At 61.4% G+C, this 25,901-nt stretch carries 21 protein-coding genes; 3 read left to right on the top strand and 18 right to left on the bottom strand.

Annotated features, from left to right (window positions below; genetic code table 11):
- Window positions 1–57: 57 nt before the first annotated feature.
- Window positions 58–771 carry a hypothetical protein gene (locus HRF45_12470; GenBank protein MEP0767337.1) on the bottom strand — a complete coding sequence of 238 codons (714 nt, stop codon included), beginning with the start codon at window positions 769–771 and terminating at the stop codon, window positions 58–60.
- A 672-nt stretch (window positions 772–1,443) separates the two neighbouring features.
- Here HRF45_12470 and HRF45_12465 point away from each other — a divergent pair.
- Window positions 1,444–4,008 carry a fibronectin type III domain-containing protein gene (locus HRF45_12465; protein ID MEP0767336.1) on the top strand — a complete coding sequence of 855 codons (2,565 nt, stop codon included), beginning with the start codon at window positions 1,444–1,446 and terminating at the stop codon, window positions 4,006–4,008.
- A gap of 301 nt (window positions 4,009–4,309) precedes the next feature.
- On the opposite strand, the gene xerD is transcribed toward HRF45_12465, so the two are convergent.
- The 6 genes from xerD to HRF45_12435 form a co-directional block, all read right to left on the bottom strand.
- Window positions 4,310–5,188, bottom strand: coding sequence for a site-specific tyrosine recombinase XerD (xerD, locus tag HRF45_12460; GenBank protein ID MEP0767335.1), 879 nt, complete (start codon window positions 5,186–5,188; stop codon window positions 4,310–4,312).
- Window positions 5,189–5,193: 5 nt separating this feature from the next.
- On the bottom strand, window positions 5,194–6,819 hold the full coding sequence (locus HRF45_12455; protein ID MEP0767334.1) for a glycosyltransferase family 39 protein: 1,626 nt from the start codon (window positions 6,817–6,819) through the stop codon (window positions 5,194–5,196).
- Window positions 6,803–7,489, bottom strand: coding sequence for a hypothetical protein (locus HRF45_12450; GenBank protein ID MEP0767333.1), 687 nt, complete (start codon window positions 7,487–7,489; stop codon window positions 6,803–6,805). The genes HRF45_12455 and HRF45_12450 overlap by 17 nt, the downstream gene beginning before the upstream one ends.
- Window positions 7,486–8,772, bottom strand: a complete 1,287-nt coding sequence (locus HRF45_12445) for an HD-GYP domain-containing protein (protein ID MEP0767332.1) — start codon at window positions 8,770–8,772, stop codon at window positions 7,486–7,488. Before HRF45_12445 ends, HRF45_12450 begins: the two co-directional genes overlap by 4 nt.
- A gap of 288 nt (window positions 8,773–9,060) precedes the next feature.
- On the bottom strand, window positions 9,061–9,777 hold the full coding sequence (locus tag HRF45_12440; GenBank protein MEP0767331.1) for a hypothetical protein: 717 nt from the start codon (window positions 9,775–9,777) through the stop codon (window positions 9,061–9,063).
- A 265-nt stretch (window positions 9,778–10,042) separates the two neighbouring features.
- Window positions 10,043–11,374: a DUF2142 domain-containing protein gene (locus tag HRF45_12435; protein MEP0767330.1), complete on the bottom strand. Its 1,332-nt coding sequence runs from the start codon at window positions 11,372–11,374 to the stop codon at window positions 10,043–10,045.
- A gap of 101 nt (window positions 11,375–11,475) precedes the next feature.
- Here HRF45_12435 and HRF45_12430 point away from each other — a divergent pair, with 101 nt between their 5' ends.
- Window positions 11,476–12,948, top strand: a complete 1,473-nt coding sequence (locus tag HRF45_12430; GenBank protein ID MEP0767329.1) for a hypothetical protein — start codon at window positions 11,476–11,478, stop codon at window positions 12,946–12,948.
- Here the strand turns inward: HRF45_12430 and HRF45_12425 are convergent.
- The 10 genes from HRF45_12425 to HRF45_12380 all read right to left on the bottom strand — a co-directional run bounded on the left by HRF45_12425 (window position 12,945) and on the right by HRF45_12380 (window position 23,688).
- The gene (locus HRF45_12425) at window positions 12,945–14,078 is read right to left on the bottom strand and encodes a glycosyltransferase family 4 protein (protein ID MEP0767328.1); all 1,134 of its coding nucleotides are present in this window, start codon (window positions 14,076–14,078) and stop codon (window positions 12,945–12,947) included. The two genes, HRF45_12430 and HRF45_12425, sit on opposite strands and share 4 nt — an antisense overlap.
- Window positions 14,079–14,149: 71 nt before the next feature.
- Complete coding sequence (locus tag HRF45_12420; GenBank protein MEP0767327.1) at window positions 14,150–15,715, bottom strand: O-antigen ligase family protein; 1,566 nt, start codon at window positions 15,713–15,715, stop codon at window positions 14,150–14,152.
- Between the two features lie 9 nt (window positions 15,716–15,724).
- A complete protein-coding gene (locus HRF45_12415) occupies window positions 15,725–16,372 on the bottom strand; it encodes an exosortase-associated EpsI family protein (GenBank protein ID MEP0767326.1) in 648 nt (215 codons plus the stop codon).
- Window positions 16,369–17,280: an exosortase/archaeosortase family protein gene (locus HRF45_12410; protein MEP0767325.1), complete on the bottom strand. Its 912-nt coding sequence runs from the start codon at window positions 17,278–17,280 to the stop codon at window positions 16,369–16,371. The genes HRF45_12415 and HRF45_12410 overlap by 4 nt, the downstream gene beginning before the upstream one ends.
- Window positions 17,256–17,807 (bottom strand): GtrA family protein, encoded by a 552-nt coding sequence (locus tag HRF45_12405; GenBank protein MEP0767324.1) that lies wholly within the window; start codon window positions 17,805–17,807, stop codon window positions 17,256–17,258. Before HRF45_12405 ends, HRF45_12410 begins: the two co-directional genes overlap by 25 nt.
- A 1-nt stretch (window position 17,808) precedes the next feature.
- Entirely contained in the window at window positions 17,809–18,741 is a 933-nt protein-coding gene (locus HRF45_12400) for a decaprenyl-phosphate phosphoribosyltransferase (GenBank protein MEP0767323.1), read from the bottom strand.
- Window positions 18,734–19,684 carry a GDP-mannose 4,6-dehydratase gene (locus HRF45_12395; GenBank protein MEP0767322.1) on the bottom strand — a complete coding sequence of 317 codons (951 nt, stop codon included), beginning with the start codon at window positions 19,682–19,684 and terminating at the stop codon, window positions 18,734–18,736. Before HRF45_12395 ends, HRF45_12400 begins: the two co-directional genes overlap by 8 nt.
- Window positions 19,685–19,763: 79 nt before the next feature.
- Window positions 19,764–20,444 (bottom strand): sugar transferase, encoded by a 681-nt coding sequence (locus HRF45_12390; protein MEP0767321.1) that lies wholly within the window; start codon window positions 20,442–20,444, stop codon window positions 19,764–19,766.
- A gap of 44 nt (window positions 20,445–20,488) precedes the next feature.
- Window positions 20,489–22,726, bottom strand: a complete 2,238-nt coding sequence (locus HRF45_12385; protein MEP0767320.1) for a polysaccharide biosynthesis tyrosine autokinase — start codon at window positions 22,724–22,726, stop codon at window positions 20,489–20,491.
- 20 nt (window positions 22,727–22,746) lie between these two features.
- Complete coding sequence (locus HRF45_12380) at window positions 22,747–23,688, bottom strand: SLBB domain-containing protein (GenBank protein ID MEP0767319.1); 942 nt, start codon at window positions 23,686–23,688, stop codon at window positions 22,747–22,749.
- A 352-nt stretch (window positions 23,689–24,040) separates the two neighbouring features.
- Between HRF45_12380 and HRF45_12375 the strand changes: the two genes are divergently transcribed.
- Complete coding sequence (locus tag HRF45_12375; GenBank protein MEP0767318.1) at window positions 24,041–24,952, top strand: prepilin-type N-terminal cleavage/methylation domain-containing protein; 912 nt, start codon at window positions 24,041–24,043, stop codon at window positions 24,950–24,952.
- A gap of 268 nt (window positions 24,953–25,220) precedes the next feature.
- Here HRF45_12375 and HRF45_12370 read toward each other — a convergent pair whose 3' ends face one another.
- Window positions 25,221–25,766: a transposase gene (locus HRF45_12370; GenBank protein ID MEP0767317.1), complete on the bottom strand. Its 546-nt coding sequence runs from the start codon at window positions 25,764–25,766 to the stop codon at window positions 25,221–25,223.
- Window positions 25,767–25,901 lie beyond the last annotated feature (135 nt).

The raw sequence follows: 25,901 nt of genomic DNA, 5'->3' as shown, positions 1-25,901 counted from the left end.
CCGCCTCTCTGCGGCGAACCCGTGCAAAACGACGTCTACTACTTACGGCTCGTCAGCCTAATCATCGAGGAGGCTCGGCTCGGAACTTTCGTCAAAGAGCGTCACGAACGCTACGCCGTCCTCGATCCGCTCGATCATCACCCTTGCGCCGGTGCGCAGTGCCGTTTCGGCCCGCGCCGGATACTGCATTCGCGAGCCCGCCGCGTACACGGTCACTTGGCCGAAGCCTCGCTCCGGGATGGCTGTGGTGACGTCGGCGATTCGACCGACCAGCCTGCTGACTAGTTCGTGGCTCGAGTGTGAGCCCGCGGCTAGGCACTTCCCGACCAGCTTGGCGGTTCCTCGGCTGAGGGCGAATCCGGCTGGAATCGCCAGAATCACCGCTAGCACCGGGAACACCCCGATGGCGCGAAGGCCCAGACCGAACAGTCCGAAGTACGCGAAGCTCATAGCCAGTGCGACCGGACTGAGATAGCTCAACGCCACTCCCGCCAGCCCGAACTGCGAGATCCCGCCGTTCCAGTGCGAGTAGCCAGTGTCGCTAGTGTCGGTTCCACCCGCATCGCCGGTGTGTGTGCCGGCGTCCGCGTGCATGCTTCCCGCATCCGCCGCTCCCATGTCGGGCCCGACGTCGGCGCCCGCGTCGCCGTGGTGCCCACCACCGGTCACATCCAGTATCGCGTGGCCGAGCGCTCCCACGAGCGCGGCAATCGTCAGGACCCCTGATCCGACGATCAGGGCGGCCACGAATACTTGATCGATCGGCGTCATCTGCGGCTCCTTCGTCGAAAACCGTCGAAGATCATACATCAGATAGGGATGCGAGGTTGCAAAGTAGAGCGGCCCGGCACGGGCCGGGCCTGCTGTGCTAGGAAGGAGAGGGTTCTCCCCTGGGGCCACCGAGAGTACGTGGGTAAAAATGACTTCACCACCATGTCCGGCGGCGGCACACCAGAAACAAAACACGACGACTACCCAGCCGTCGTGTGCTGCGTGTGGGCATTATAACACGGACCTGCTCTGATTGCCAGGAGCGAATCGGACTAGGGCAAGAAAAGTTTGCCTAAGAGGATGGTGGACGGCTCGCGTGTGCAGGATGAGGCGTTCTCCATACCCTGGCCCGTGCCCTAGTCGAGTGTCGCAACGCCAGGACCACCGACGAGGATCCGCTGGTGATGCGGGGCCGCCCTTTTTGGGATTGGTACGAACCCTCCCACCGAGCGCTCCAGAATGACCGGCTCGGCCGAATCGAAGCCGGGGCCCCGTACCATGTCGTTTGGCCCCCCCACTCGTCACCGCAAGCCACGAGATCAAGTGCCGCCGCGAGGGTGCCCGTCCATCGGGCGGCGTGTCCGCCAGCCCATGACCAGTCTCACTCGACGGGCAGTTGGATAAGACCGTGATGCAGGGCTGTCGCATGTCGCGCGGAAACTGGGTTCTACCATGAACCTTTTCGCCATCGTAGCACTCATGTTGTCGCTCGACCCCGGAGCGATTTCGCACGTCGGCGACGGGTCGCCGCTGCTGGACGTAATGCGGCCCGTCAAAGAGATCACCCGCAACTCCTTCACCCTGCAGTACTTCACACAGCAGCCGACCGAGACCCGGGTGCAGATTCGCGAGGGCAACCTCTCCGCGGTCGCATGGCGGCCCGCAGACAAGCGCGTGGACCTGTGGGCGAGTAAGGACGTGCGCACCGTGCAAGGCGCACCCGGACGCCGCACCATGCACGAGATCAGGGTCGAGGGCCTGAAACCAGGCACGCGCTACTTCTATCGCATCTACGATCCGGCAGCACGTCCCACGGGGCAGGAAGCCGCATGGGGTGCGATCCCTCCGTGGCGTAGGGAATTCGCTGTTGCCACGCAGGCGCCAAAGGGGCGCAAGACCATCATTCACCTTCCCGTCAAAGTTCTGCTAATGACCAACGTGATCGCCGTGGATACCGCTCACGGCCCGGACGGTGCGATCGCCACGCCGCCCCCACGCTTCACCGACGAGCAGCTGGAGATCATCCGCAGGGAGTTCTTTCACGCGTCGCGCTTCTTCTGGGTGAACAACGGCATGCGGCTGTGGGTGGATTTCCATATCTTCGTGGACGATCGGTGGCAGCGTTGGGGTGACGAACCCGACAACGTGGATGCCTTCTATAAGGGCTGGCCTGTCAGCCGAGCGTATCCAGGCGAGGACTTCCGCGCGCCCGGCGGCGGGGAGTTCAACATTGTGGATACCTCGGACATACATCGTCACACCAAACAGCCCGTCTACGAGGAAGTCCCCTATGCCGGTCAAATCGAAGTGGCATTCCTTCGCCGTTGGAACGCGAACGAAAAGAAGTGGGAGTTCCGTGGCAGCGGCGGTGGTACTCTGGGGATTGACAGTTTTCCACGCGGCATCCCCTCACGGTGTCAGTATCTGGGCGGAGGCGACACCGCTTGGCTCACCACCCACGAGTTTCACCACTCATTGGAGTCGATGGGTTCCTTCGGTCTGGCTAACCGAGAGGACGACAGGATCGTTTTCGACCACTTCGAGCCTCGCGCGAGGAAGCTGCAGCCGGATGGCAGGTATCAAGAAATGACCTGGACCACCAGTGGCAGACACGGAGAGCACTATGATGGCATTGCCTTCTGGGACCGTACGCTTACCGATGCGCAGTGGCTTCGCTTCTACTTCGGAGAGGCCATCACGGTGGCGGATTCGGACATGGACGGCATCCCCGACAACGATCCGAGACTACCGCTGGACGAGAAGCGGTTCGGCAGCGACCCCCGCAAGGTCTCGACCGACGGGGTGATGTCCGACCTTCACAAGGTGATGCTCAGCACGTGGGTGCCTTGTCCCTTGCAGTTCTCGTTCGTCAAGCCGGAGCCCCAACATATCGTTCCAAATCCACGCAACACCGATACCGACGGTGACGGCCTGCGCGATGGCGTTGATCCCTATCCGCTCTACCCCTATGCGCCCTTCATCTATCCCTATACGGCCACCGTGGACGGTGACGACTCCGAGTGGGCGCACATACCACTCGCCGGCAGTGCCGAGAAGGGTGGGATGAAAATTGATCTCAGGCAGTCACACACGGCATCCGCCTACTACGGTGTGATCACCATCCGTGGCCCGTGGCAGCGTGTGGAGGTGGTACAGGACGGCGAGGGACTGGGTGTATTTTCGCGCGACGGTGTCGTGGGTTTCAACATAACACGCGGCGACCCCGTGAGCGTGCGTGCCACGTGGGGCGAGGCGAAAGGCCTCGCTTGGAAGGCCGCTCAGAAGCCGGACGGCACGACGGTGGTGGAGTTCAGCTATCCGAACCGCGGGGAGGGACTATGGTATTGGAACCGCGGTGGGCGTGAGATCGGTACCTCTATTCACTTCTTCTCGTCACGTGGCACCGGCTATCCGCTCTACGAGACCTATCGTGTGTTTTACGCACGGATGATCGAGCCGACTGGCAAAGACCCCCTGCCCACTGGTGCGCCAGAGGACCTATCCAGTGTATCGGACTGCACCGTGCTGAGACCCGGCGACCCCGGGCTGCGCCTTAGCGGTGATGGGTGGAAGTTGGTGGATGGAACCTACCGATATTCCGGTGATGAGGAGCAGTCGATCTACATCGCCGACCTAGCAGCCGTCGAGTTCGATCTCTGGGTCCGGATCTCGGCAAAAAGCGATGGGATATTGGGTGCATTTCTTCCCACCACGAAGAACATGAGCGCTGGGAACGACTATATCGGTTTCGTAGGTGGATACGCCAACACCGTGACGCGGATGCGGCTGTTCGGTCAAGAGGCAGGGGACGAGCCGGTCGTCATGTCGGGCTCGCCACAGTCCATACAATTGAGCAGGCGTGCCAACGGCGTTTGGCTGCTGGTGGATGGCAGTCCAATTGTGTGGGCTCCCGACCCCGACCCCAAGGTTGTGGTGGACCGCCTAGCCGTAATTGGCGGCTACGGCGGCGAACAGGTGGTCTACGAGATCCGTTATCGCAGCCGTCCACCTAACTAGAATACGCATAACTCCGGCCTCCCGCCGGGTGTTGCTACAGACCGCCGGAGCGTGCGCCCACAGGTAGTGCTTGTTCCTGAGCCCGTGGAAGCACCCGTTATGCTGAGCCCGTCGAAGCATGACCTCGCCTGCCGCGACCGCACCAGCTGCACATGGGAACGAGCGATAGTCGGCCCCACGCCTCGACAGAGTCGGCATCTCGGGAGTGTGACGCACCGCTTACAGCATACTGCCACGGCTCAAGCAGTGTCCCATGCACCACGGTGCCCTGGACCCACATGTGACAAACAGCCGAACACTGTCACCCTCGCGGGTGACAACGACGGTGTATTTCGCGCAGACGCTCGTTGGTCACGTGGGTGTAGATCTGAGTGGTAGATATGTCCGCGTGTCCGAGCAGCTCTTGTACCACACGCAGGTCGGCGCCGCCGGACAGCAAGTGCACGGCGAACGAGTGGCGCATGGAGTGTGGTCCCAGCGGCTTGGCAATGCCCGCAGCACGAGCATACTCGCGCAACAAACGCCACAACCCGGAGCGGCTCAATGGTGCACCCCGCGTGTTGAGAAACAACGCCGCAATGGTGCGCTTTCCGACGAGCTGAGGACGCCCTTCCGACAGGTAGCGTTGCAGCCATGCTTCGGCAGCCCGACCGTATGGCACGATCCGCTCCTTGCCTCTCTTACCAGTGACACGTATTAGCGGATCGGGCTGCGTCACGTCCTCGACCGTGAGACCTAGCAACTCACTGACTCGGAGCCCGGTCGCAAACAGCAACTCGAGCATGCACCGGTCTCGCAGGCCGACCGGCGTGGAAGTGTCCGGTTGCGCTAGCAACTCTCGCATCTCGTCGAGCGATAGGTAGGATGGTAGCCGGCGGTGCATCCGACGACCGCCCTCATTCTTCATGGGAGGCTCGTCCAAGTCGCCATGACGATAGAGGAATCGCAGAAAGGCACGAACCGCACACACCTTTCGCGCGATGGAGGCCTCCCCGAGCCTCTCTTTCCGAAGCGCATGCGAGAACCGCTCGATCGTCTCGGCATGATGCAGGCGCTCGAACCGAATCTGCGCCGAGCGACACAGTGACAGGAACCGCTGGGTGTCTCGTGCATAGGCCGCGACTGTATGAGGGCTGGCCCTACGTTCGCGTTCTAGGTGCACCAGGAAACGGTCTCTCAAAACTTCTAGGGTGTCTTCCGCTTCCATATCACGATGTGCGGTGAAATGTATTGCATGTCATGCGACATCTGCCCGCGAAAACCGAAACTCTCGACCAACTCGTACCTTTCTTTGAGCAGCGAGAGTGTGTCCATATAACCTGGAAGCCGCACTCGCTCTGCGTCCACGTACTCGAACGACGAGTACACCACATAGTCGGGGCGCAGCGCGGTGATCAGTCGTGGGTCCCATTCCGTCAGTGCGCCATCTGCCCGCAGATAGTATCGCAACTGGTATTGCGAGACTTCGGCCATCCGCTGCAGACGATACCTCGCACCGGCTTCTCCGAAACCCGCTCCGGTCTCGGGAAAGAGTGGAGGGGTGTAGTACCATGGAGGATTGGGGAATCCGATCGAGGCTCCCTGGGCATTGACTGCTAGCCAACGTGCCGCGGCATCCCTCGGGTCCTCGCGGAGCATCAACTCGGTCACCACGGCGGCGTTGTTGCCGAAAGTGGCACCGAAAGCGAGTATCGCGCCGGCTACTACTGCGGGACGACTCGCCAGTAGGGTCTCCCTCATGCCCGCCGCCACCGCGCACCCTGCGAACACGCAGACCGCGGGCCCCAACGGCAGCACGTAGCGCAAGAATTTCACCTCGACAGAACCAATCAGCACATAGTAGGGAAGAGCAAACGCTAAAAGCAACCAGACTGCCGAGCGCTTCAGCCTGATTGCCAAGACCAACCCTACCAATGCCATGGCGGGCACCACCAGCCCGAACGCCTCGACCATGTTGCCGAGGTGGTACACCCATCCCGGCGCCGTAGAGGCGAAGACGAGCCCATGCCCCTCTTGCACGTGACGCATCTCGAATAGCGTATCACGCAGAAACTGCTCGGATGCGAAGATCGCGCCTGGTGTGGTCACCAAGAACGCCACCACACAGGAGAGCACCCCCAAAGCGGCGTACGTCGCCCTGGCCCTACCAGGCATGGAGCGCAGCATCAGCGCGAGCAGGGGGCACACCAGCACGAGTGCCATGTTGTACTTCACCGCCGCCGCAAGTCCCGACATCGCGCACCCCCACAGCGCAAAGCGGACTGCCCGCCGAAGCTCCTCTTCCTGCAGTGCTTTCACCGCCAGCAGCATAGCGCATGCAACGAAGAACGTGGCCGGTACGTCCACCGTGTGAAACCGAGAGTGCACCACGTGCCCTGGTGCAACCAAGAGAAGCAGTGCTGCGGTTATGCCCGCCGCCGGCCGCCATACCCTCGCGCCGATTAGGTAACACAGCGATACCGTGGCAGCACCCAATCCGGCTGAAACCACACGACACCCGAGCTGTATGACGGCTACCGATCCCTCCGGTGCAAGCCCCCAGCCGGTCAGAAAAATCGACACGAGGTGCATTACGTACAACCACAATGATCCGTAGTTGTAGAAGCCCGGATTCCACACTCCATGTGGAAGGTCCAGATTGCCGACCGCATACACGTACAGCAAGTACTCGTCCGGGTGGTAAGGCTGATGGTGCAGCTCGTTCGGTAGCCCCCAACCGATGCCTAGCAACCGTAGCCCAAACGCGAGTACTCCGGCCCCGACTGCTAGCAGCCATAGCGGGAGATGTCTTGGTTCAGTATCGCCCGGCATGCGTCCCGGTCCGCGCTGGTGTTTCTTCCAGACGGAACGGCCCCTCCAGCTCCAGTAGTACGTCTACCACCAGCGGATCGAACTGCGTCCCTCGCCTCTCGGCGAGACGCTCGATCGCTCTTTCTTGCCCGTACTGCGCTGCAGTCTCCCCGAATTCAGCGGCCGCAGCGAGTATCCTAGCCTCGATCGGTATCGCAATCGCCTTAGGCAATTGCGGGGACTTGCTACCATCCCACCATGCATCGAGGTCCCGCACCAGCGTTGACACTGATCGCAGAGAAGGGATCAGTGCTACCATGCCGCTGCCGCGCTCGGTGTGCGTGTCATAGGTGGCCTGCTCTGCAGGCGTCCGTTTCTCGGGTGGCGTGTTGATGATTGCGTATGGGATCGCGGTAAGGCCGAAGTCGCGAAGGTACGCCGCCATCTCGATACGTAACAGCTTGCGACGTGACAACTTAAGTCGGTGGCCGATCGCCAGCGCCAGCGCCGCAATGTCCTCGGAACGGCCCAGGCGGTGATTCGCTCGGCACTCCACGGCGTGCGAGACGGCACGAAGACTGTCTCGCACCCTGCGTCGCGCTTCTCGTGGGAGGCTCCAAAAGGCGCTGTAACACAGCCACGCCGTCACCAAGATCGAGACCAGCAGGCTGAGGTAAACAGGCCACGTCATGCTACGCCTTCTTCTCGCAGGGTGGCCGCGAACTCTTCCACCACTCGCGCGTCGAACTGGGTACCCGCGCAGCGGCGTAGCTCTTCCAAAGCCTCCTCGGGGCTCACAGGCTTGCGATAGGGTCGCTGCTCCCCCGGTCTGTCACCTCCTACCATCGCGTCGTAGGCATCCACCACCGCGATGATTTTCGCCTGAACGGGGATCTCCGCGTCGGACAACCCGTTCGGATAGCCTTTGCCGTCCGGACGTTCGTGGTGCGCACGAATCCAGGGCACGATTGGCTCCAGCAGTTGGATCCGACCGAGGATCTCTGCACCCACCTCGGTGTGCTTCCGGACAACGCGCCACTGCTCTTCGTTGAGAGGCCCGGGGAAGTTCAGAATCGCCTCGTCCACCGCGATCTTTCCCACGTCGTGCAACAGTGCAGCGTCTTGCATCAGGTCAACGTCGGTGGGTGGCAGGCCCAGACGCTCCGCAGTCCTCGCCGCGCGGAGGGCTACTCGGTCTAGGTGCCCACCCGTGTAAGGGTGGGCTCTCTGGATCATGAGGCCGAGTGCACGTATGGTCTCCCGATAGTCTCGCTCATAGAGAGCGCGTAGCTGGAAACACTGCCATGCCGCCCACATCGGGAGCAGGAAGAGAGCAGATACCCATACGCGCTCCGTGGCTGCAAGATGCATCACGAGGATAGCTAACAGAGCGTAGAGCAGATACTGGTAGCCGATGACTCGTCGCTTCTCGTCCAGCTTCGCAGTCACGGTCGAGCCGGACAGCGCGGCCTCCATCGAAGCGACGATGAGTGAGTTGAGAACGATGTAGACGAGAGTCGCGACCAGTGCCGCGATCACCAGCGCAAGCCCGTCGGAGAGCATGGATCGGATCGAGTACGCAGCCAATCCCGCTGCACATGCGCACATCGCGGCCTGGGAGCAGTTAAACAGCAGCCACATCCAGCGCCGGCGGCGCGACCGCGACCGGAGGGTTCGCGATGCGCCCGCAACAACCGTGCCACACACGTCCATCAGTCCGGCGACCGCAGGACCGTACAGAACGGCGACAGCCGCCACTACGGGCAGTGAAACGCTCACCTGCACGCCACGCTCGCCAATGGGGATCGTCAGCCACTCCGACAGAACGAACATCGTGGCGAACACGAGTAGCGGTCCCCATTCGATGCTCTGCGGAGGCACGAGAACCCAGCTCGCCGTGAACAAGACCGCGCCGAGCAAGCCGGATGTCCAGATGAGACGTTGTGAGGCGGCCGAGAGGCTTCCCGATGACAATGCAGGGCTCCGAGTTCCACAGATTGGGCATTCGCGGGGGGGGCGCAGGGAGGCAGGTGCTTCCTGCCGCTACGGGTGTCCACCCATCACGGGCGGAGCGGACACTTCAACGTCATCCGGGGGATAGATAGTGAACTTAGCCCCCAGTAGGGCAGACAGCGCTGCGAGGAGCGCTAGGATCTGAGCCCAGAACATAAGCGGTACCCCCTTGTGGAATAGGTGGTCAGGTCTCCGCTCTGTTTCCGCTTCGCTTCGCGCCCGTCACCCCGCGAATTCGATTACCGGATATCAATTGTCAAATCGTGACCCGCTCGGGAGGCTCGCCTCCGCGGCTTCGTCTGCTTCCTCGGTCGCTTCGGTAGGAAGCCGCTCCAGCCGCCGGTTCAGCGCATCCAGTGTAGCATGTACAACGGCTCGATGAACGTCGCCGTCCTGAACTAACGCCGATCCTGTGAGAACTTCCTCCGGCCCGCTACTCACCAAGCTAAGCGCAACCACCACGACCTGCCGCCCGCCCAGCGACACGTTCGTCGTCAAGTCCTGTAGAGCGAACCGGTCGGACAAACCACACGCGCGCTCCACCACGTCGATCGTGGCTTCGCTGAGGAGGCGCAACAGGTTGAAACTGGAACGCTGTCCCTCGGCCTTACCGGTGATCAGTCTGCCGTGCCGCTCCACCTGCACCGAGGCGCGAGCCCTGCGGCCCTCCAGCCAGTGGCTGACCTCGACAAGGCGAAGTCGGCCCCGCAGGTAGGAACGATCCTCCACCTGGGCGATACTGATCGTCTTGTGGTCCACCTGCAGCCCAAACCTGGCCTGAAGCGCGGACTCGATGTCTCTCACGACCTGCTTGGGCGTGCGGTCCCCTTCCGTGAGGGCGTGAATCTCCCGCACGCCGTTTTGTGCATCCATGATCACGCGCGCGGAAACAATGCTCCTTAGCTGGGCGAGAGCCGTCTCTAGTTGTGAGGCGGTCCAGACGGTCGCCATCTGTTTCTCATTCACCAGTATCCTCAACAGTAGACAAATACTATCACATCCGAGCCTTCACCGCAAGATTACGGGCGAAAGTTTGCTGCGATTCGCTAAGTTCTTGCGCCCAGCCTACTGCACTGTGCTCCTACGATACGCCTCGAACGGGATTCCTCTTCCTGGGGCAAGAACGAATAGCCGTGCCTCCGCTGCAGGAGCAGCGGAGGCACGGCGTGACCACGCTACCATGGCGATCTCTGGGCAATCTCAACGCCTCTGTGCGAGCATCCGACGCCCTTCACCGCAGGACGACGATCTGGTCGAAGGCCGGCCCGAGGAGAACCAGCGCGTACACGTTCAGCATCAGCATCAGCATCGGCAGCACGAACGCAAAAGCGACGCGCCGTTCCGGCAGCCACGTGAACCAGCCCACCCCGAGAAACAGCGCCATAGCACTCAGCGCCGGCAGCAGATACCGCGCCTGCGCCTGGAAATACGTCATGTTGAACCTGAGGAACCCCAGGAACACCAGGGCGAAGAGAAGTCCACAAAGAGCCCAGCCTCGCCTCAACTTCGCGTCGCATTCCCGAACGCGAGCCCGTACCATCCCGCATGCGCACACCAGCAACAACAAGCCGCCGCACACGTAGACCCATCTCGGCAGAAGCAGCATCGCGTAGCCGAACACGCCGAACAATGACCGGAGCGTCCACCACCCGACCCACTGCACCAAGTAGGCCCCGCCCCCGAACGCTTGGATGAACGTCTCCGCCCGCGGCGAGCCAGCGAACCCCTCCTCGAAGATCTTCAACCCTAGCGGGTCGCTGTACAACGACGCGTTCCGCGCCAGCCAAGGTGCTGCAATAACGGTGGCCACCAACCCAACGATCACCGCCAGCCCCAGTCGCTTCCCCGCCCGCTCCCCCGATGTCGTGAGCAACACCGCCAGCACCGCGAACGCCACCAGCACTACGCCGGAAGTCTTGGTGAGGAGTGCCAGACCGCAAAGTACCGCGCAACCGAGAGCCTTCCGATAGGTCCATCCGTCCTGCCCGCCCTGGATGCACACCAGCAGCACGGCGCAGAAGAGTAGGATCAGCAACGCATCGTTGCTTACCGACGAGCTGAGCGCCATGTAGCTCGGCAGAAGTGCGGCACAGGCGGTGGCCGCCACGGCCCAGACATCCGAGGCGACCAGGCGCCGCATCGTGAAGTAACATAGCCAGACCGCCCCCAGCGCGATCAGACTGGTGGCCAACCGCAGCAGAAACCCTTCCGCCTTCGTGTCGTCGCCAGCGACCGCCCCCACTGGCAACATCAACAAGTAGTAAAGCGGCGGTTGGTGGTTCTCGTAGCCCTCTCCGTCCCCCACCCGAAAGACGGGGAATCTGCGCTCGCTCAACAGGTGACGGATGTAGTTGACGTGCGCCCGCTCGTCCGGAGCGCCGATATCGGGTATGACCTCGGCTGCCATCGCCTCCACGTCGCCGCGGATGGGCATCTCGAGCCCGCTGGGCACGTAAGTTCCGGCCGTCCGATACGGCGTCCGCCAGTTGTACGCAGTGCACAGTCCCAGGAACACCACGCTCAGAAGGACCATCGGCCAAACCCAAGGGGACCGACGAAACATCTCTCGCAGCTTCTGCAGGAAGCGATGGCGATCCTGCAGAAGCGGGGGAGTGCGGCCGACATGGACCGCAGCCTTCCTCAAGTGAGGAAGCGGAGGAGCATATGCGTGTGACGATGTTCGCCGGGCTGCTGTTGATCGCAGGCTCGGCTATTGCCGATGATCCCAAAAACATGGCCTTCGAGCCCTCTCTCAAGACGGTGGCCATCTTCCAGGACGGTTTCGGCTACTACGTGCGAGAGGGAAGGGTGAAGCTGGAGGACGGCTGGGCCACCGCAAAGTCCGTGCCGACCGCAGTGCGCGGAACGATCTGGGTCTATCCGGGTGACCCTGCAGACTCCATCGAGTTGCTTCAGTCCGTCAAGAGCAACGTGATAGATGCCAAGGGCGCGGAAGCAATCAAGAAAGCTCTGGAGAACAAGATAGGCCTTCAGCTCTCGATCGACGCCTCGGGCAAGAACTTCTCCGGCAAGCTCTCCAAGCTGCTGGACGATATGATCCTGCTGGACATCGGCGGCGCTTTCACCGCCATCCGTTACGATTCGATCCAGAAGATCATGTTGGTCGGATACCCGTTGCGCATCAAGATGGCCACCGAGGACAAGGAGAAGGTGACCACCATTGGCATGAGCTACGTCCAGGAAGGTGTTCGCTGGGAGCCGAGTTACGTTTTGGAGATGAAAGGGAAGGGGATGGGCATGCTGACCCTCCGTGGCAACATCCTGAACCTACCAGAAGCTCTCAACTCCACGGACGTGCTGTTCGTGGTCGGCTCGCCGCATTTGTCCAATCGTGGCCAAGGCGAGACCTTTGTCGCCGGAACGGAGCCGGCCGAGGCGAAGGAGGCCGAGAAGGGTGACGCAGGCTTTGTCGCTAAGGCCCCCGGGATGACGGCAATGCCCCCGCCCCCGTTCGTCTCGTTGGCCGGCGAGGGGGCAGGCGAGCTGTTCTACTACACTAAGCCCAGCCTCTCGCTCGAGAAGGGCGACATCGCGATGGTCACCATCTTCCAGCACACTACGCCGGTCACCCCACAGTTCGAATGGTTGGCCGATGGCGACGAGTTGAGCTACATCCTGAAAATCGAGAACCGTTCAGGGCAGCCCTTCACCAACGGCCCCGTGTTCGTAATCGAGGACGGCAAACCAGTCGGCCAGGAGACCATCAAGTACACCCCGAGCGGCTCCTTCGCGGAGTTGCGACTCGCCCGTGGCATCGGACTGCGCACCGAGCGCACCGATGTCGAGGTCGAGCGAGGCAAGGTCGTGACCATCGGACAGACTCAGTTCTTGCCCGTCATCATGAAGGGCACACTGAAGGTAACCAACTTCCGAAAAGCGGATGCCCCGATCAAGATCACCCGAACCGTGCGCGGGAAACTCACGAAGGTCGGAGGCGGGGGCGTCGTCAAGGATACGCAAGTGTTCACAGGCGACCCGAACGCGGTGTACAAGGTCGAATGGCAAGCCGTGGTGCCTGCTGAGGGCACGCTGGTCCTCGAGTACGACTACGAAACCTATACCGCAGTGGCCAAGATCGGTGGCCCTCCGGTCCCTGGTGGCCCCGACGGTTTCTAGAGCAACTCGGACATGACGGCCTCGATGCCGTCCAACATTGCGTCGAGTGTGTAGTGGCGCTCTGCGTGCCGGCGCAGGGCGCCTCCCATCCTCCGGCGAAGTTCAGCGGAGCCGAGTAGTGTTCTCAACGCGTCGGCGAGATCGTCCACACTGCCGGGACGGATGGTGAGTGCGATCTTTTCGCCGGCCAGCTCGGAACCCAGGCCCGCGCGATCCGAGGCGATCACGGCAAGCCCCATCGCTGCCCCCTCCACGAGTACATAGGGATGACCCTCGTACCGCACACCGGGTAGCAGCAGAATGTCCGAAGCAGCGTAGTACGGTGGCGTCGCGGCCTGAGGCACCTCGCCGGCGAACCTCACGACCTTGCCGAGTCCGAGCGATGCAACTAGCGACCGCAACCGCTCCTCGTCCGGTCCTCCGCCAACTATCAACAGCAGGCACGGATAGTCTCGCTGCACGCGACCAAAAGCCCATATCGCATTGTCAAAGCCTTTGTCCGGAGCGAGACGACCGATGCACAGGATGATTGTCGCGTCCTGTGGCAAGCCGAGATGCTCTCGTGCCGCCCTACAATCGGCTTGGGTAGGCATCGGGGGAAGCGGTATGCCGTTCCGGACCACGCGGAGCACCTCGGGCGGTGCCAGATAAACCGAGGCAAGGTGATCGGCCACGTATTGACTCACGCACACCACTCTCTCGGCGGCGAAGTGCGCCCGAGGGCGCGCGAGCGAGCGGAGCATTGCAGGCAGGCGCTGCGTGAGCAACCGAAGATACCGCCCCGGGCCACGGTCGAAAGCGATGATCGAGAGCTCCTCGGACACCTCGGTGCCGTGGATGAACATGATAGCCGGTGGGCGCTGCGGGGGACGCAGCCTGTCGAGAGCCGCCTCAGCCGAGCGTGACTCCACCAGCATCAAGTCGAAAGAGTGATCCTCGGCAAGCGCCTGTACCACCGCTTGGTTGAACTCCCGAGAGTGGAGGCCCGGTGCGGTGTCCGGGAAGTAGCGAATGAACACACTCTCATTCGAATGGCATCCGGACTCGGCAGGGTGGGCGGTTGTCCACACCGTCACCGAGTGACCGCGTGCTACCAGCCCCTCTGCCACGTCCCTCGCGTGCCTCTCCAACCCACCAATTCGATGAGTGGCATAAGCACGAGTAACGAGAACCAGACGAAGTGGAGGCAATGTAGCGGGTGTCACGCCGCTTTGAAGGTTTCAGTCTTGAGACGTGATTGTTCCTCCAGATCACGTCTGGCGGCGGCTTCAGCTAATCCGACGATTACTACTGTGGTAGTGATAGGCGCGTTCAGAAAGAAGTTGGGCTGCACCCAGGAACTCGCTAACATCGCCAGCATGTAGGCCACGCCCCCCCACGCGAAAGCGCGCGCATAGGGGTTGCGAAGCCTACGCACCCGTCTTAGGTTCGTCACGATCCAGACCCCGAACATTCCGAGGATTGCCCCGGACGTAAGCACTCCCCCAGTCGCCAGAATATACACGTAGGAGTTGTGCACATAGGGCTGGTAGACGATCTTGTGCGCGCCAAGTCGTGTCACCTCGTACGTTCTGCGCAGATACTCCCCCGGCCCCTGACCCAGGATGGGGTGTTCGTAGAATCTCGGCAGCGCCTGTTCCACCTCACGCATTCGGTCGCGATAGCCACCAGCCTCATACTCGACAGGGTCGAAGGTCTGCATGAACCGAATCCCGATCTGCTCGGCTACGTTCATGACCTTCGCTCCCAGTGGCGGGATTGCCACCGCAGCGGCAAAGAAGATCGCCGATAGCCAGAATGCATCCTTAAATGCCCGCCATCGGGCCTGACGGCTCGAAAAGACCCACAAAGTGGCGGTACCGATTAGCACTCCGACGTAGGCGTTCCTGCCCTTGTTCATGCCCACGGCGATCATGAAAGCCAGCATGGCGAAGAGATAGAACTTCCGTTTCTTCTCGTCATCCACGTGCAGATAGAGTGCGAAGCAGACGATTGTCATGCCCATCATCAACATGGAACTGGGCAGGCGAACAGCCAATCCTACTCCGCGGGCGCTGACGTCTACCAACCCGAACAGGTGCCCCCAACCACCGGCACCGAAGAAGAAGAAGTAGTAGGTCTGGCAAGCAGCGACGCCAGTACCGATGAACAGCACCCACAGGAACACCCGAAGACGTTCCGGGTCGCGCAAATAGATGATCATCGGCAGAAGCAAGAGGTAGTGGCACATCTTGCCGTATTGGTCCCAGATGTATACCCACTCGCGTCCCTGAAGGAACTGGGCACGCAGTATCTGGAAGAGCACGATCGCATAGAAGATCAGCAGCGAGACAAACACCGTATCCACGGATGCACGTTCCTGCTTCCCCTGCCGCAAGTGCTCCCAAAACGCGAAGACCAGCAGTGCTCCGAGTACCACCTCCTGCGTCTCGAAGACGTTGAACTTCAACATCATCGAGCTGAACGCGCCAAAGCCGAAGATGGTAGCGTTGAGGATCAGAACAACACCGATCAGCGAGTCTGGCGCCCGCGCCACCAATACGAACGCGAGCAGGCCGGCCACGAAACCGATCGCCATGCGCAGAGGCCTGCCTTCCAAGTCCCCCATCAGATACAGCAGGACGGCTGCGGCTATCAGGCACAGAACCGCTAGGATGATGTTGAACCGCGCTTCACGGCTGACCGCATTGAACCAGCCGCGCCGCTGCTTCGCGACCGACAGTCGCATGTTGTGAGTTATCTCGGCTAGCTGGTGATGAATCGACATGGGCAGCCCTTAGCTCTTGATCGCCTCCGGCAAAGTGGTTTTCAGCACAGCAAATATGTCGGAGGCAAAGCGTCGGATCTTCTCCAAATCGTCTTCCTGCGAGGTCTCAGTGGGCACGATGAACCGGATGAAGTAGCCCTGGCCCGCCGATATCCCGAGACTCTTCGCGGCGAACAGCGACATCTTGATCACGAAGGGATTGGCCGTATAGCCGAACGGGCCGATGAAGAAGTAGATCGCCGTCGCCTTGACCCCGCTCGTGTTGGTCATGGATAGCACGTTGACCGGTATGTCCTGGCTGAGCGAGTCGATCCGCATGTGCTTCACCACGGGCGGCTCCAAATTCCAGCCCTGGTTGCGGAAGCAGAGCTGTGGGTCGTGAAAGGCGTCCGATGAACGCCCGGAAAGAAACACGAAATCAATCCACTGAACCCCCGGCCCCTCGTAAACCGACCACACGATTCCGTCCGGACTAAGGGCTTCCCATACCTCCCTCATGTCGCTGGTGTGGCGAGCGGAGAAGTTGCCGATGTTCTTGGGGACCCGCTCGACGTAATACTCCTGATTCGGTACCTGATACCGACGAACTGGCGTCACGGCGATGGCGATCGTACACAGCAGCATGATGATGAAGATGTTTATCGCGTGCTTTCTCACTCTTTCCATCCTAGCAACCTCGCAAGTCCGAACAGTGCACCGTATGCCAACACTAGCTCCAAGTAGCTTCCCCAATCGTGAAACAGCTTGCCCGCAGCGTCACCGAAGTGTTCTCCAAAGATGCCGATCATCCCCACACGCCAGCTGTTCACGATGAGCGCGACGGGCACCAACACCAAGAACATGATGATCGACCGCCACCAGTTGAACTTGGCTATCGAACAGAAGAATAACCCGAACATCAGTAGCGCCATCGTCAGCTTGAAGCCGCTGCAGGGCACCCCGACTTCCATCTGGTAGTTGTCCAGTGTGATTGTGGAGTTGTTTACCATGTGCGGCTCATAGCCCAAGAAGTCGAGCATCTTGACCGCCAGCTTGGTAGAGTACACCTGACCGGAGTTCGTCATCTGGCTGAAGACGAGGTCTGGCAAAGGAAGCATGAAGCCGACGAGGATGATTGGCATGAGCAGGGCACGGGTCATCTTAGTCCCCAGCACATACAGGCAAGAGCCGAACAGGAATACCATGAACCCGAACTGCCTAACCACCTGGCTATCAACACGGCTGCCCCACCATCCGACCAGCGCCCCAAGCACTACCACGGCAATCGCCCATGTGGCTGGGTTCACACTTATCTGCCGGAGGTCCTCCCATCGCCGCCACAGCATGTAGCCGATGAGCAACGGCACGAAGATACCGTGCTGATAGTAGCCGGTATCCTTGAACCACTGGTCCCAGGCATATTCCCACATTCTCCAGAAAGGCGCCACGGCGGCGAACACGAGCAGCGCGATCAAAACCCAATCGCGCGTCTCCAGCTCCGGAATCTTGAGCTGAAACTTGCGCTTCTCTGGCTTGGTCTCCTCGGCTGAGCTCTCTTGCGTTATCGGTTCTTGCGAAATGTCCATAGGCGGTTCATGAAAAAGTTCCAGAACATCACGATCACGATGGCTATGAGCTGATAAATCAGCACCTGAATAGCTGACGGCCGGACGCCTGTCGGAGGCATCAACCCATACACGATAATCGCCCTCAGGGCCATGCCGGTATACGAGACGAAGAGAAACCGACGTATCTGTCGGATTGCCAAGTCGTGTCCGCTTGCGCGGAACGTCCACTTTCGATTCCAATAGAAGCTGTTGGCAGTGCCCACCACTCCACTGGAGATCACGCTGGCCATCGCAGCGGCAGTTCTCTGTAGGTCCAGCGCGATGCCCAGCGGATCGGTCAGCAGGAACACTCCCCGAGCCATAGCGTAGGGAATGACCGGCAGCACGAACCACAACAGCTTATACGTCAGCAGGTCGAGCACCGTACTCGAGGCCCCGACCACTGCGAACTTCACGAACTGGCGACGAGCCTCCGGCTGCCGCTGTACCCAAGCTCGAACTCCGGTCATCTCCGTCATGCTGGGCGGTAGACTACCATTGACCACGTCATTCCACTCCAGTCTTGCCCAGCACCATCGCGAGGATGGCGACTAAGACCCATAACCCTACAGTCAGCAAGAGGTGAGGGTCCTGAAAGAGCAGCTTGTCCGGGCTCCCTCCCTCGCGCTGCGTGTACAGGTGGTATAGGTACCTGAGCACCCCATAGAGCACGAACGGGATGGTCAGCATCAGATACGGATTGGACTGACCCGTCGTCGACTGGATCGTGTAGAGCGCATAGGACATTACGGTGCATGCTGCGCTCACCACGACCGCGTGGTCCAGCAGGTTGGGCGTGTACTCCCTCAGCGCGTTCCGGTGCATGCCGCTTTCGGCACCCAGCGACAACAACTCGTGCCTCCGCTTGCCGAAACCTAGGAAAAGCGCGAGCATCATCGTGCACAGGAACAGCCAGGGCGAAAACCGCACGTCCAGAACAACCGCGCCGGCAAGAGCCCGAAGCACGAAGCCGGCAGCAACCAGAAAGACGTCGAGAATCACGACCTGTTTCAGCGCATAGGTGTACGCGCCCTGTAAGACAAGGTAGAGAGTCCCGACACCACCGAAGCCAAGGTCCAGAGCGAAGCCCAATCCGATCCCGGCTACCAGCAGCACCACTGCCGTCCCCACGGCGAGACCGACCGAGACACGGCCGGAAGCGATGGGCCGTCTCCTCTTCTCAGGGTGCAGCGCGTCCCGCTCTCGGTCGCGCACATCGTTCAGAAGGTACACCCCACTCGACAGCGCGCAGAACAGGGCGAAGGCTGCGAACGAACGAAGTACCAGCTCGGGCTTCGCAAAGCTCCCGCTAAAGATGAGCCCGCCGAACAGCAGGAAATTCTTCGCCCACTGCCTCGGGCGCATCGCCACGAGCAAGCTAAGAGGCAGAGGCTTGGCGTCAACGGCAACCTGTTCTGCAGCCTGCGCAGCATCAGCCACCGACCGCCTCCGTCGGGACAACGCGCTCGTGGACGATTCGGGAGATTCCTTCCGCCAGTGACACGGCAGGCGAGAAGCCCAGCTCGTGACGAGCCCGCGAGATGTCGGCGACGCTCTCACGGATGTCTCCCTTCCGCTCCGGCAAGAACTCGGGTTGCAGCGCCGTGCCCAGGCTCCGGTTGATCTCTGCGATAAGGTCCAGCAGGTTGCAGCTCGTGCCAGATGCCACGTTGTACACGCCTGGAGCAAGCTCGGGGTGCCCCAGCGCTCCAATCAGGGCCCGCGCCACGTCGCCGACGAACACGAAGTCACGTCGCTGCTGACCGTCACCGAAAACCTGCGGTGGCAGCCCCTGCATCATGCGCGAGAGAAAAATGGGGATCACGGCGGCATAGGGCGAATCATGCCTCTGCCGGGGCCCGTAAACATTGAACAACCGTAGGCAAAGCGTCGGCACCGCAAATGCGCGACTGTAAAGCGAGGCAAGTTGCTCGCACTCCAGCTTGCTCGCCCCGTAGGGCGACAGGGGCAGCGTAGGCGAGTCCTCGGATTGCTTGCTCCCAACAGGCTCTCCGTACACGGCGGCCGAGCTGGCTATCACGCAGCTCTCCACCCCCGCACGACGCGCCTCTTCCAGCACCGTCAACGTACCCATCACGTTGACCGAGTAGGTGTGAAGTGGATTGTTCAGCGAATCGGGGACCGAGATGTCGGCAGCCAGGTGAATGATGCCGGAAACGTCGGCAACCGCGGCGCGAACCGCCTTCTCGTCGCGGATGTCCCCACGCTGAAACTCCAGATTGCCAACCAGACCGTCCAGCGTGTCCATCGAGCCAGTGGACAGGTCGTCTAGCACCCGAACGGCCTTCCCCGCGCTCAGCAGTTGTTCGACGACGAAGCCTCCGATGAAGCCGGCCCCGCCCGTTACCAGTATCCGATTCAACCGATACCCCTATGTCGTTGCCGATGGTGGTCGCCACGTGCCGACATGCCCGCCTTGCGCGCGCCTCTATCCCACCCGGCTAGTATGCTCCTTGTCCTTTCAGCACTGCAGGAATGGTCAAGAGCAGAATCTTCAGATCGAGCCAGAACGACATGTGCTCGATGTAGAACCTGTCTAGTCGGACCCAATCCACAAAGGATAGATCGCTGCGGCCGCAGATTTGCCAAAGGCAAGTAATGCCCGGAGTCACGCAGAGCCGTACATAGCTCTCTTCATCATACTTCTCCACCTCGCGGGGCAATGGCGGACGTGGTCCCACCAGGCTCATGTCCCCGCGCAGCACGTTGATGAGCTGCGGCAGCTCGTCGAGGCTGAACTTGCGCAGCGTCCGGCCGATCGGCGTGACCCTGGGGTCGTTCTTGATCTTGAAGATCGGTCCATCCTTCTCGTTCAGCCCGCCCACTTCTCGGAGCCGCTGCTCGGCATCCATGTACATGGAGCGGAACTTCAGGAACATAAACGTTCGCCCGCGGAGCCCCACCCGCGGCTGCATGAAGATCACCGGGCCAGGGGAAGTCAGCTTGACGGCTAGCGCAATGGCAGCCATGAGTGGGAACAGCAGCAGCAGCATGGCGGCAGAACCCGTCACGTCCAGCACGCGTTTGAACACCCGGTATTGCACATGGCGATAGGGTATCCGGCCCTCGAAAACGGAGACCGTCTGTGCCTGTGTCGCTCTCTTTGCCAGTCTCATATTCATGCATAAGGGGTGGCGCCGCGTCGGTCGCGGCGCCACCCAACCAACTAGACCTCGTCGTCCTCGTCATCCGCCTCGACATCCGGCCGACGTGGTGCCTCGGCTTTCTCCCGTTTGGGCTTGTCGAGTGCGGGTCGCTCGGTGGGTATGCTGGGCACCTCGCGCGCCATCAGCGAGGCCTCGTAAGCTCGCCGGAAGGTGATGTAGCCAGAGCAGTCCTCGGGTCGGACCTTGTTCAACGCAACGCCGATAATGTTGATGCCCAGACGCTCGAGCCGCTTGTGGAACTCCGCCTCGCTGATCGTTGCCGGTGACCCGGCCTCGTGGATGAGCAGCACGTTCTGAAGCGTTCCGGCAAGCACGTCAGCATCCGCAAACGCAGAGCCAGCCGGGCTGTCGAATATCACGAAGTCCGCAGCCTTCGATACCTGCTCGATGAACCGTTCCAACCCCACGTCACGCAGCAGTCGGACCGGGTTAGCAGGCGGCTTGCCAGCAGTGATCAGCAACAACCCGTCCACCGGTGTCGGCATGCACACATCCTCTATGGCCGCCGTGCCGGCCAGAATCTCCGCCAACCCACTGCGGTTCTCGACGTCGAAGTGGCGGTGAAGTGACGGCTCTCGCATGTCTCCATCCACCAGCACGACGCGTGAGCCGTCCCTGGCCAGGCTCACCGCCAGGTTGGCAGCCACCGAACTGCGCCCGACGTTCGGCTCGGCACTCGCTACCACGATGGCCGGACCCTGCAACCGGTTCCGCATCTCCACGATGTTGGTGGAAAGCACCTGGAACGAAGAGGCGAGCGGTGACGCCGTCTCGGTCGTCTTCGGAAGCTGAGCCTGGCGAGTACGCGGAAGCGACCCGATGACCGGGTAGCCCAGCGCGTTCTCCGCCTGCATCGGACTGTACGCTCCGGCATCGAACTGGCCGAGAACCAGCACCAAACCCACGGAGAGCGCGAAGCTGAGGCCGAAGGCGATCGCGAGCTTGATTAGGGTCTTTTTCGGGATAACCCGGACGAACGCGTCGTCCACCATCGTAAGGCGTACGTTCTTCGCATCCTCTTCTTTGATCTTCGCTTCGGTAAGTCGTGTCTGAAGCAAATCGAGGTCGCGCTGTCGCGAGACGTACTCCGCCTCGATCAGGGCCAGACCCCGCTCCTTCTCAGGCACCTGCTGCAGCTTCTGCTCGATGTCCTCCAGCTGCACGTTGAGGACCGCCTTCCTAGCCCTCGCGGCAACTATGTTCGCTTCGGTCAGGTTGACGTTTCGCTCCGCCTCCGTCAACTCGGAGCTACGAGTCTCGGACTTGCCGGACAGAAGGTAAGCCTCCTTCGCTCGAAGTAGCTCCGCTTCCTTTTCCATAAGAGCCTGCTTCTGCTGTGCCAACTCGCGCATGCGGGGGTGGTTGGGACCATACGTCTGGAGGCGCGACGATAACTCTGCCTCAACGGACGCAAGTTGGCGCTTGATCTGGTCGTACACCGGGTTCATCGCCTGGGCCGTGGCGGTCGGGATGAGGGGCTGCTTCTGGTTTTCGGCCTTCACGGCCTGGTAGACGGCCTGCGAGCGTTGGGACATCGCGAGGTCCCGCTCCGCCTGATTCATCTGTGAAAGCGTCTCCCCGCGAAGGTTCACCAGGCTGGAGGTCGAAGCCTGGAGTGCAACAGCTTCATTCTCCGCGATGTACTTCTTCCTCCGCTCCACGACGTCGGCAAAGTCCTGTCTCGCCTTGGCGAGCATCGCCTCGATAAACTCGCGCTCTCTCAGGCCCGCGGCACTGTTCAGCTCGATGTAGTGGTCACGGAAGTTCGTGTAGAGCCGGCTGATCCCCGCCATTGCGGCCTCCTGCGAATCAGCCTTGAAGTGGATTCGGATCAACTCGGAGCCGCGGACTGGCTCGATGTCCACTGAAGAGGTGAACTCCGTGATCGCGTCGTTGAACTGTTTCGTTCCAGCTGAAGGATTGGCTTTGGGCTTCCACTCGCCAGTTTGTACAAGGTCCAGGAACGTCTTTTGCAACACCGTCCAGCTCGTGATCGTGTTGATGAGGTTGTTCAGCCTCGTCTCCACGTCCACAGTCTGGATGCCCATGGTGGGATAGATCTCGACGTTCGTGCGTGGGTCCACGCGCTTCTCGGTGATCGTCACGAAACCGTCGTACATCGTGGGCGAGAAAATGGAGATTGCCGCTGTGATCAAGCAGATGGGGATGACGATAATGGCCACTAGCCACCATCGGCGCCGAACCGGCGCCAGGAACTGAAGAATTCCGCTTTGCACTGAGCCGCCCCCTACCTAACCTATCGCAGAGCGTCGGTCACGGCGTCGAATGGCCGATTCCGAAGCGTGATGGTGATGATATAAATCGCATTCGCGAGGTCCCGAACGTTGCGCAAGTCTATGTTGTTCGTTCGCGGCACGACCAGCGTGTCCGTCTTCTGCAACACGAGGTCCTTGTTGATATCCTTGATCGCCTCGAACAGGTTCACGGGTATCTGAGTGACCTTGGCGGGGTCGTACGGGTCTTTCCTAAGCAGGGTTATCGCGCTGAGCCGGCCTCGTTCGGGAATGCCGCCCCGTGCTGCGGCAATCGCGTCGGTCACTCTCATCCCTTCGCGGTACACCTGGGGTCCTGGGTTGTTCACTTCGCCGATGACGGTGATGAAGTTCTGCTCGTCGCGCGGAACTGTGAGAACGTCACCGTCCTTCAACTCGTAGTTCTGGTCGTCACGAACGTCCTGCAGAAGGAACCGCAGGTTCACAGGAATACGCTCGTTGCTGTCCTTACGCTGAAGAACGGCTCGCCTGGTGTCCGCTGCGCCATAGATGGGGCCGCCGGCCATTCCGATGAGGTCGCGCAGACGCTGACCAGGCCGGAATTCGTACGCGTTCGGTCGCTGCACAGTGTCCTGCCCGACCACCGTAGCCAGCGGTTTGCGGAACACCTCTATCGTGATGCTGACGTCGGGAGCCACGAAATACCCGCCGGCCTTCAGCCTGCTGACGATCTCCTCTTGGACCTCGGCCACGGTTCGCCCGCGCACCAGCACCCGGCCGATGTATGGGTAATCGATGTAACCGTCCCCCCCTACGGTGGCCCGGATGTTTCGCTCCGGCTCCTGAGCCAACGACACGAAGAGCTGGTCATAGTCCTGGAACCTGTAATCTGTACCGGGTTGCTGCGAGTGACCTGCCGTCACAAGCCCTGCGCAAACCAAAACTGCAGCCAACCAACGCATCAAAACCTCCATCCGTGCGCCCTGTACCGGGTCCTGGCGACGGCAAGCCGGCGCCTCATGCTGCGCCCACGAGACGCTATCCGGTTCGATTTTCGGGAACTCGGCGTCTTAGGCGCAGGTGACACGCGATCCTGTACGGCTGGGCGTACCCATTCGTTACGCTTTGCGTTGCCTATTCTAGCCGTTCCCGCAGTAATAGGCAAGTGCTGGCTCGCGTCGCCCCCAGCATCCGCGAAACTGCGGGAATTACTTTACTTAGAACGATTTGAGAGCCTCCACCCGTCCGTATGGTGGAGATCCTGTAGCGTCCGGCCCCAATCGACCGTGGCGATTCGGCTCCAAGAGGTGTTCCGAAATGACAGACCCGAAGCGAGGCTTTACGCTCATCGAACTGTTGGTGGTCATCGCGATCATCGCGATCTTGGCCGGCATCCTGTTCCCGGTGTTCTCGCAAGCACGGCTCAAGGCACATCAGGCAGCCTGCCAGTCGTACCACAACCAAGGTGTCAAGGCCGCGATCATGTACGCGAACGACTACGACGACTACCTGTTCCCGCCCAATAAGAAAGGCTTCTTCGACACCACCTGGGGCCTCACGATCCCTGTGGGCGATGAAGACGTCGCATGGCCGACCCTCCTACAGAGCTATATGCGGAGCTACGAGATTCTGATCTGCCCCGGAGACCCGGATGATAACCACGTTCGCAACCCACGCAACGTCAACGAGGTCAGTATTCCGGCGAATCGCCCCTATCTGCGCCGCTATTGCGAAGGGTTTCACACCAATCTAGGCTACAACTACAACTGGCTGGCGTATCAGACCGGCACGGCGCAGAGCCCGACGACCTGGCTGGCGTCGGTCTCGGGGGTGGCCGCGCCCGCAACCACGCTCGTCTTCGTAGACAGCATCTATGGTCGAACCAGTGACGGCTCCCCGGCCGGCGGAGGATGTTTCGTTGTGGACTCGCCCTTCGCTCCCACCACCATCCGAAAGCCCGTCGGCATGATCCCGCCGTTCTCGACCACTCAGCTCGGCTGGGTGTGCTACTCCGTGGCTCGCGGCGACCCGAACAATGCTGCTTGCGCAACCTCGGCAATCGCCTTCGGCAAGGCGTTCCCGTTCCATCCCTACGGAGAAGGGTTCACCGTTGCGTTCTTGGACGGGCACGTCAAGAGTGTCCGAGTGGCAACTCTGGTGGACGGGATGAACGCGAACTACGACAACGTAATCGACTACGACCGCTTCCTCTGGGACACCGTGGAGTAGACGCAAGATCACGATGCCCCGTCCCGCGTCCCGGTCGGCTGTCGCCGCGATCCATGCCCTGGCCCGCGTCCCGGTCGGCTGTCGCCGCGATCCATGCCCTGGCCCGCGTCCCGGTCGGCTGTCGCCGCGATCCATGCCCCGTCCCGCGTCCCGGTCGGCTGTCGCCGCGATCCATGCCCTGGCCCGCGTCCCGGTCGGCCGCCTCCAACCTCCCGGCAGCCGCCGGCCCAGGGACCGCGCCGGGGCATCGGGCCGCCGACGCGCCGCTCTAGCACCGTTGGTGCCTAGCGAGCACCTGGTCGAGCGGCAGGCCGGTCTCCTCGCACCACGAGCCCTGCTCGAACAGCCAGGCGCTGGACCACCGATACTCCTCCGCAGACCGCACCAGCCCTCGCTTCACCGGGTTGTTGTGGATGTAGGCGACCTTCACAATGGCGTCGTCCTCACTGTACACGGGAACACTGCGGAAGCCCTCTTGCCAGAAGGCACGTCGTCCATGGACCGAAGGTTGGAGGCTGTCCATCTCCTGGCGACACATTGGCAGCAGAATTGCAGCTGACCTGGACTTCATGCTCCGCATGACTGACGCTGCAGTTCTGCCGGGTGGCAGGCGAGCGAGCAGATGGAGATGCTCAGGCATCACAACATAGGCGTGCAGCGTCACCCCGAGGTGCAGGCAGTCGTCCGCCAGCGAGTTGAGCATTGCATCCGCGAGCTCTGAGCGACGGAACACGGGCGTGAACCCCAGGACGCCCGTAGTAACGAAGACCGTCTCGTCGCCTTGGCCGACGTTGAGCCAGTGTCGGTAGCGCATCGTTGAGTGGATCGTAGCACGGAGAGGATGTGGCCCGGAGCCCCGGCGCGGTCCTTGGGTTCGCGGGGTACGGGCGGTGGTTGCATAGCGGCGGACGCGGGCCGGGGCATGGGTTTCGGAGCCCCGGCGCGGTCC

The organism is Fimbriimonadia bacterium (genome assembly GCA_039961735.1).
Lineage (GTDB): Bacteria > Armatimonadota > Fimbriimonadia > Fimbriimonadales > JABRVX01 > JABRVX01.
This window is presented reverse-complemented; position numbering and strand designations above follow the sequence as displayed.

What these genes read in the sequence shown, in the direction of transcription:
- HRF45_12470 (MEP0767337.1), bottom strand. Translation starts at nt 771, where the DNA reads ATGACGCCGATCGATCAAGTATTCGTGGCCGCCCTGATCGTCGGATCA.
- HRF45_12465 (MEP0767336.1), top strand. Translation starts at nt 1,444, where the DNA reads ATGAACCTTTTCGCCATCGTAGCACTCATGTTGTCGCTCGACCCCGGA.
- HRF45_12455 (MEP0767334.1), bottom strand. Translation starts at nt 6,819, where the DNA reads ATGCCGGGCGATACTGAACCAAGACATCTCCCGCTATGGCTGCTAGCA.
- HRF45_12450 (MEP0767333.1), bottom strand. Translation starts at nt 7,489, where the DNA reads ATGACGTGGCCTGTTTACCTCAGCCTGCTGGTCTCGATCTTGGTGACG.
- HRF45_12435 (MEP0767330.1), bottom strand. Translation starts at nt 11,374, where the DNA reads ATGTTTCGTCGGTCCCCTTGGGTTTGGCCGATGGTCCTTCTGAGCGTG.
- HRF45_12430 (MEP0767329.1), top strand. Translation starts at nt 11,476, where the DNA reads ATGCGTGTGACGATGTTCGCCGGGCTGCTGTTGATCGCAGGCTCGGCT.
- HRF45_12420 (MEP0767327.1), bottom strand. Translation starts at nt 15,715, where the DNA reads ATGTCGATTCATCACCAGCTAGCCGAGATAACTCACAACATGCGACTG.
- HRF45_12410 (MEP0767325.1), bottom strand. Translation starts at nt 17,280, where the DNA reads ATGGACATTTCGCAAGAACCGATAACGCAAGAGAGCTCAGCCGAGGAG.
- HRF45_12390 (MEP0767321.1), bottom strand. Translation starts at nt 20,444, where the DNA reads ATGAATATGAGACTGGCAAAGAGAGCGACACAGGCACAGACGGTCTCC.
- HRF45_12375 (MEP0767318.1), top strand. Translation starts at nt 24,041, where the DNA reads ATGACAGACCCGAAGCGAGGCTTTACGCTCATCGAACTGTTGGTGGTC.
- HRF45_12370 (MEP0767317.1), bottom strand. Translation starts at nt 25,766, where the DNA reads ATGCGCTACCGACACTGGCTCAACGTCGGCCAAGGCGACGAGACGGTC.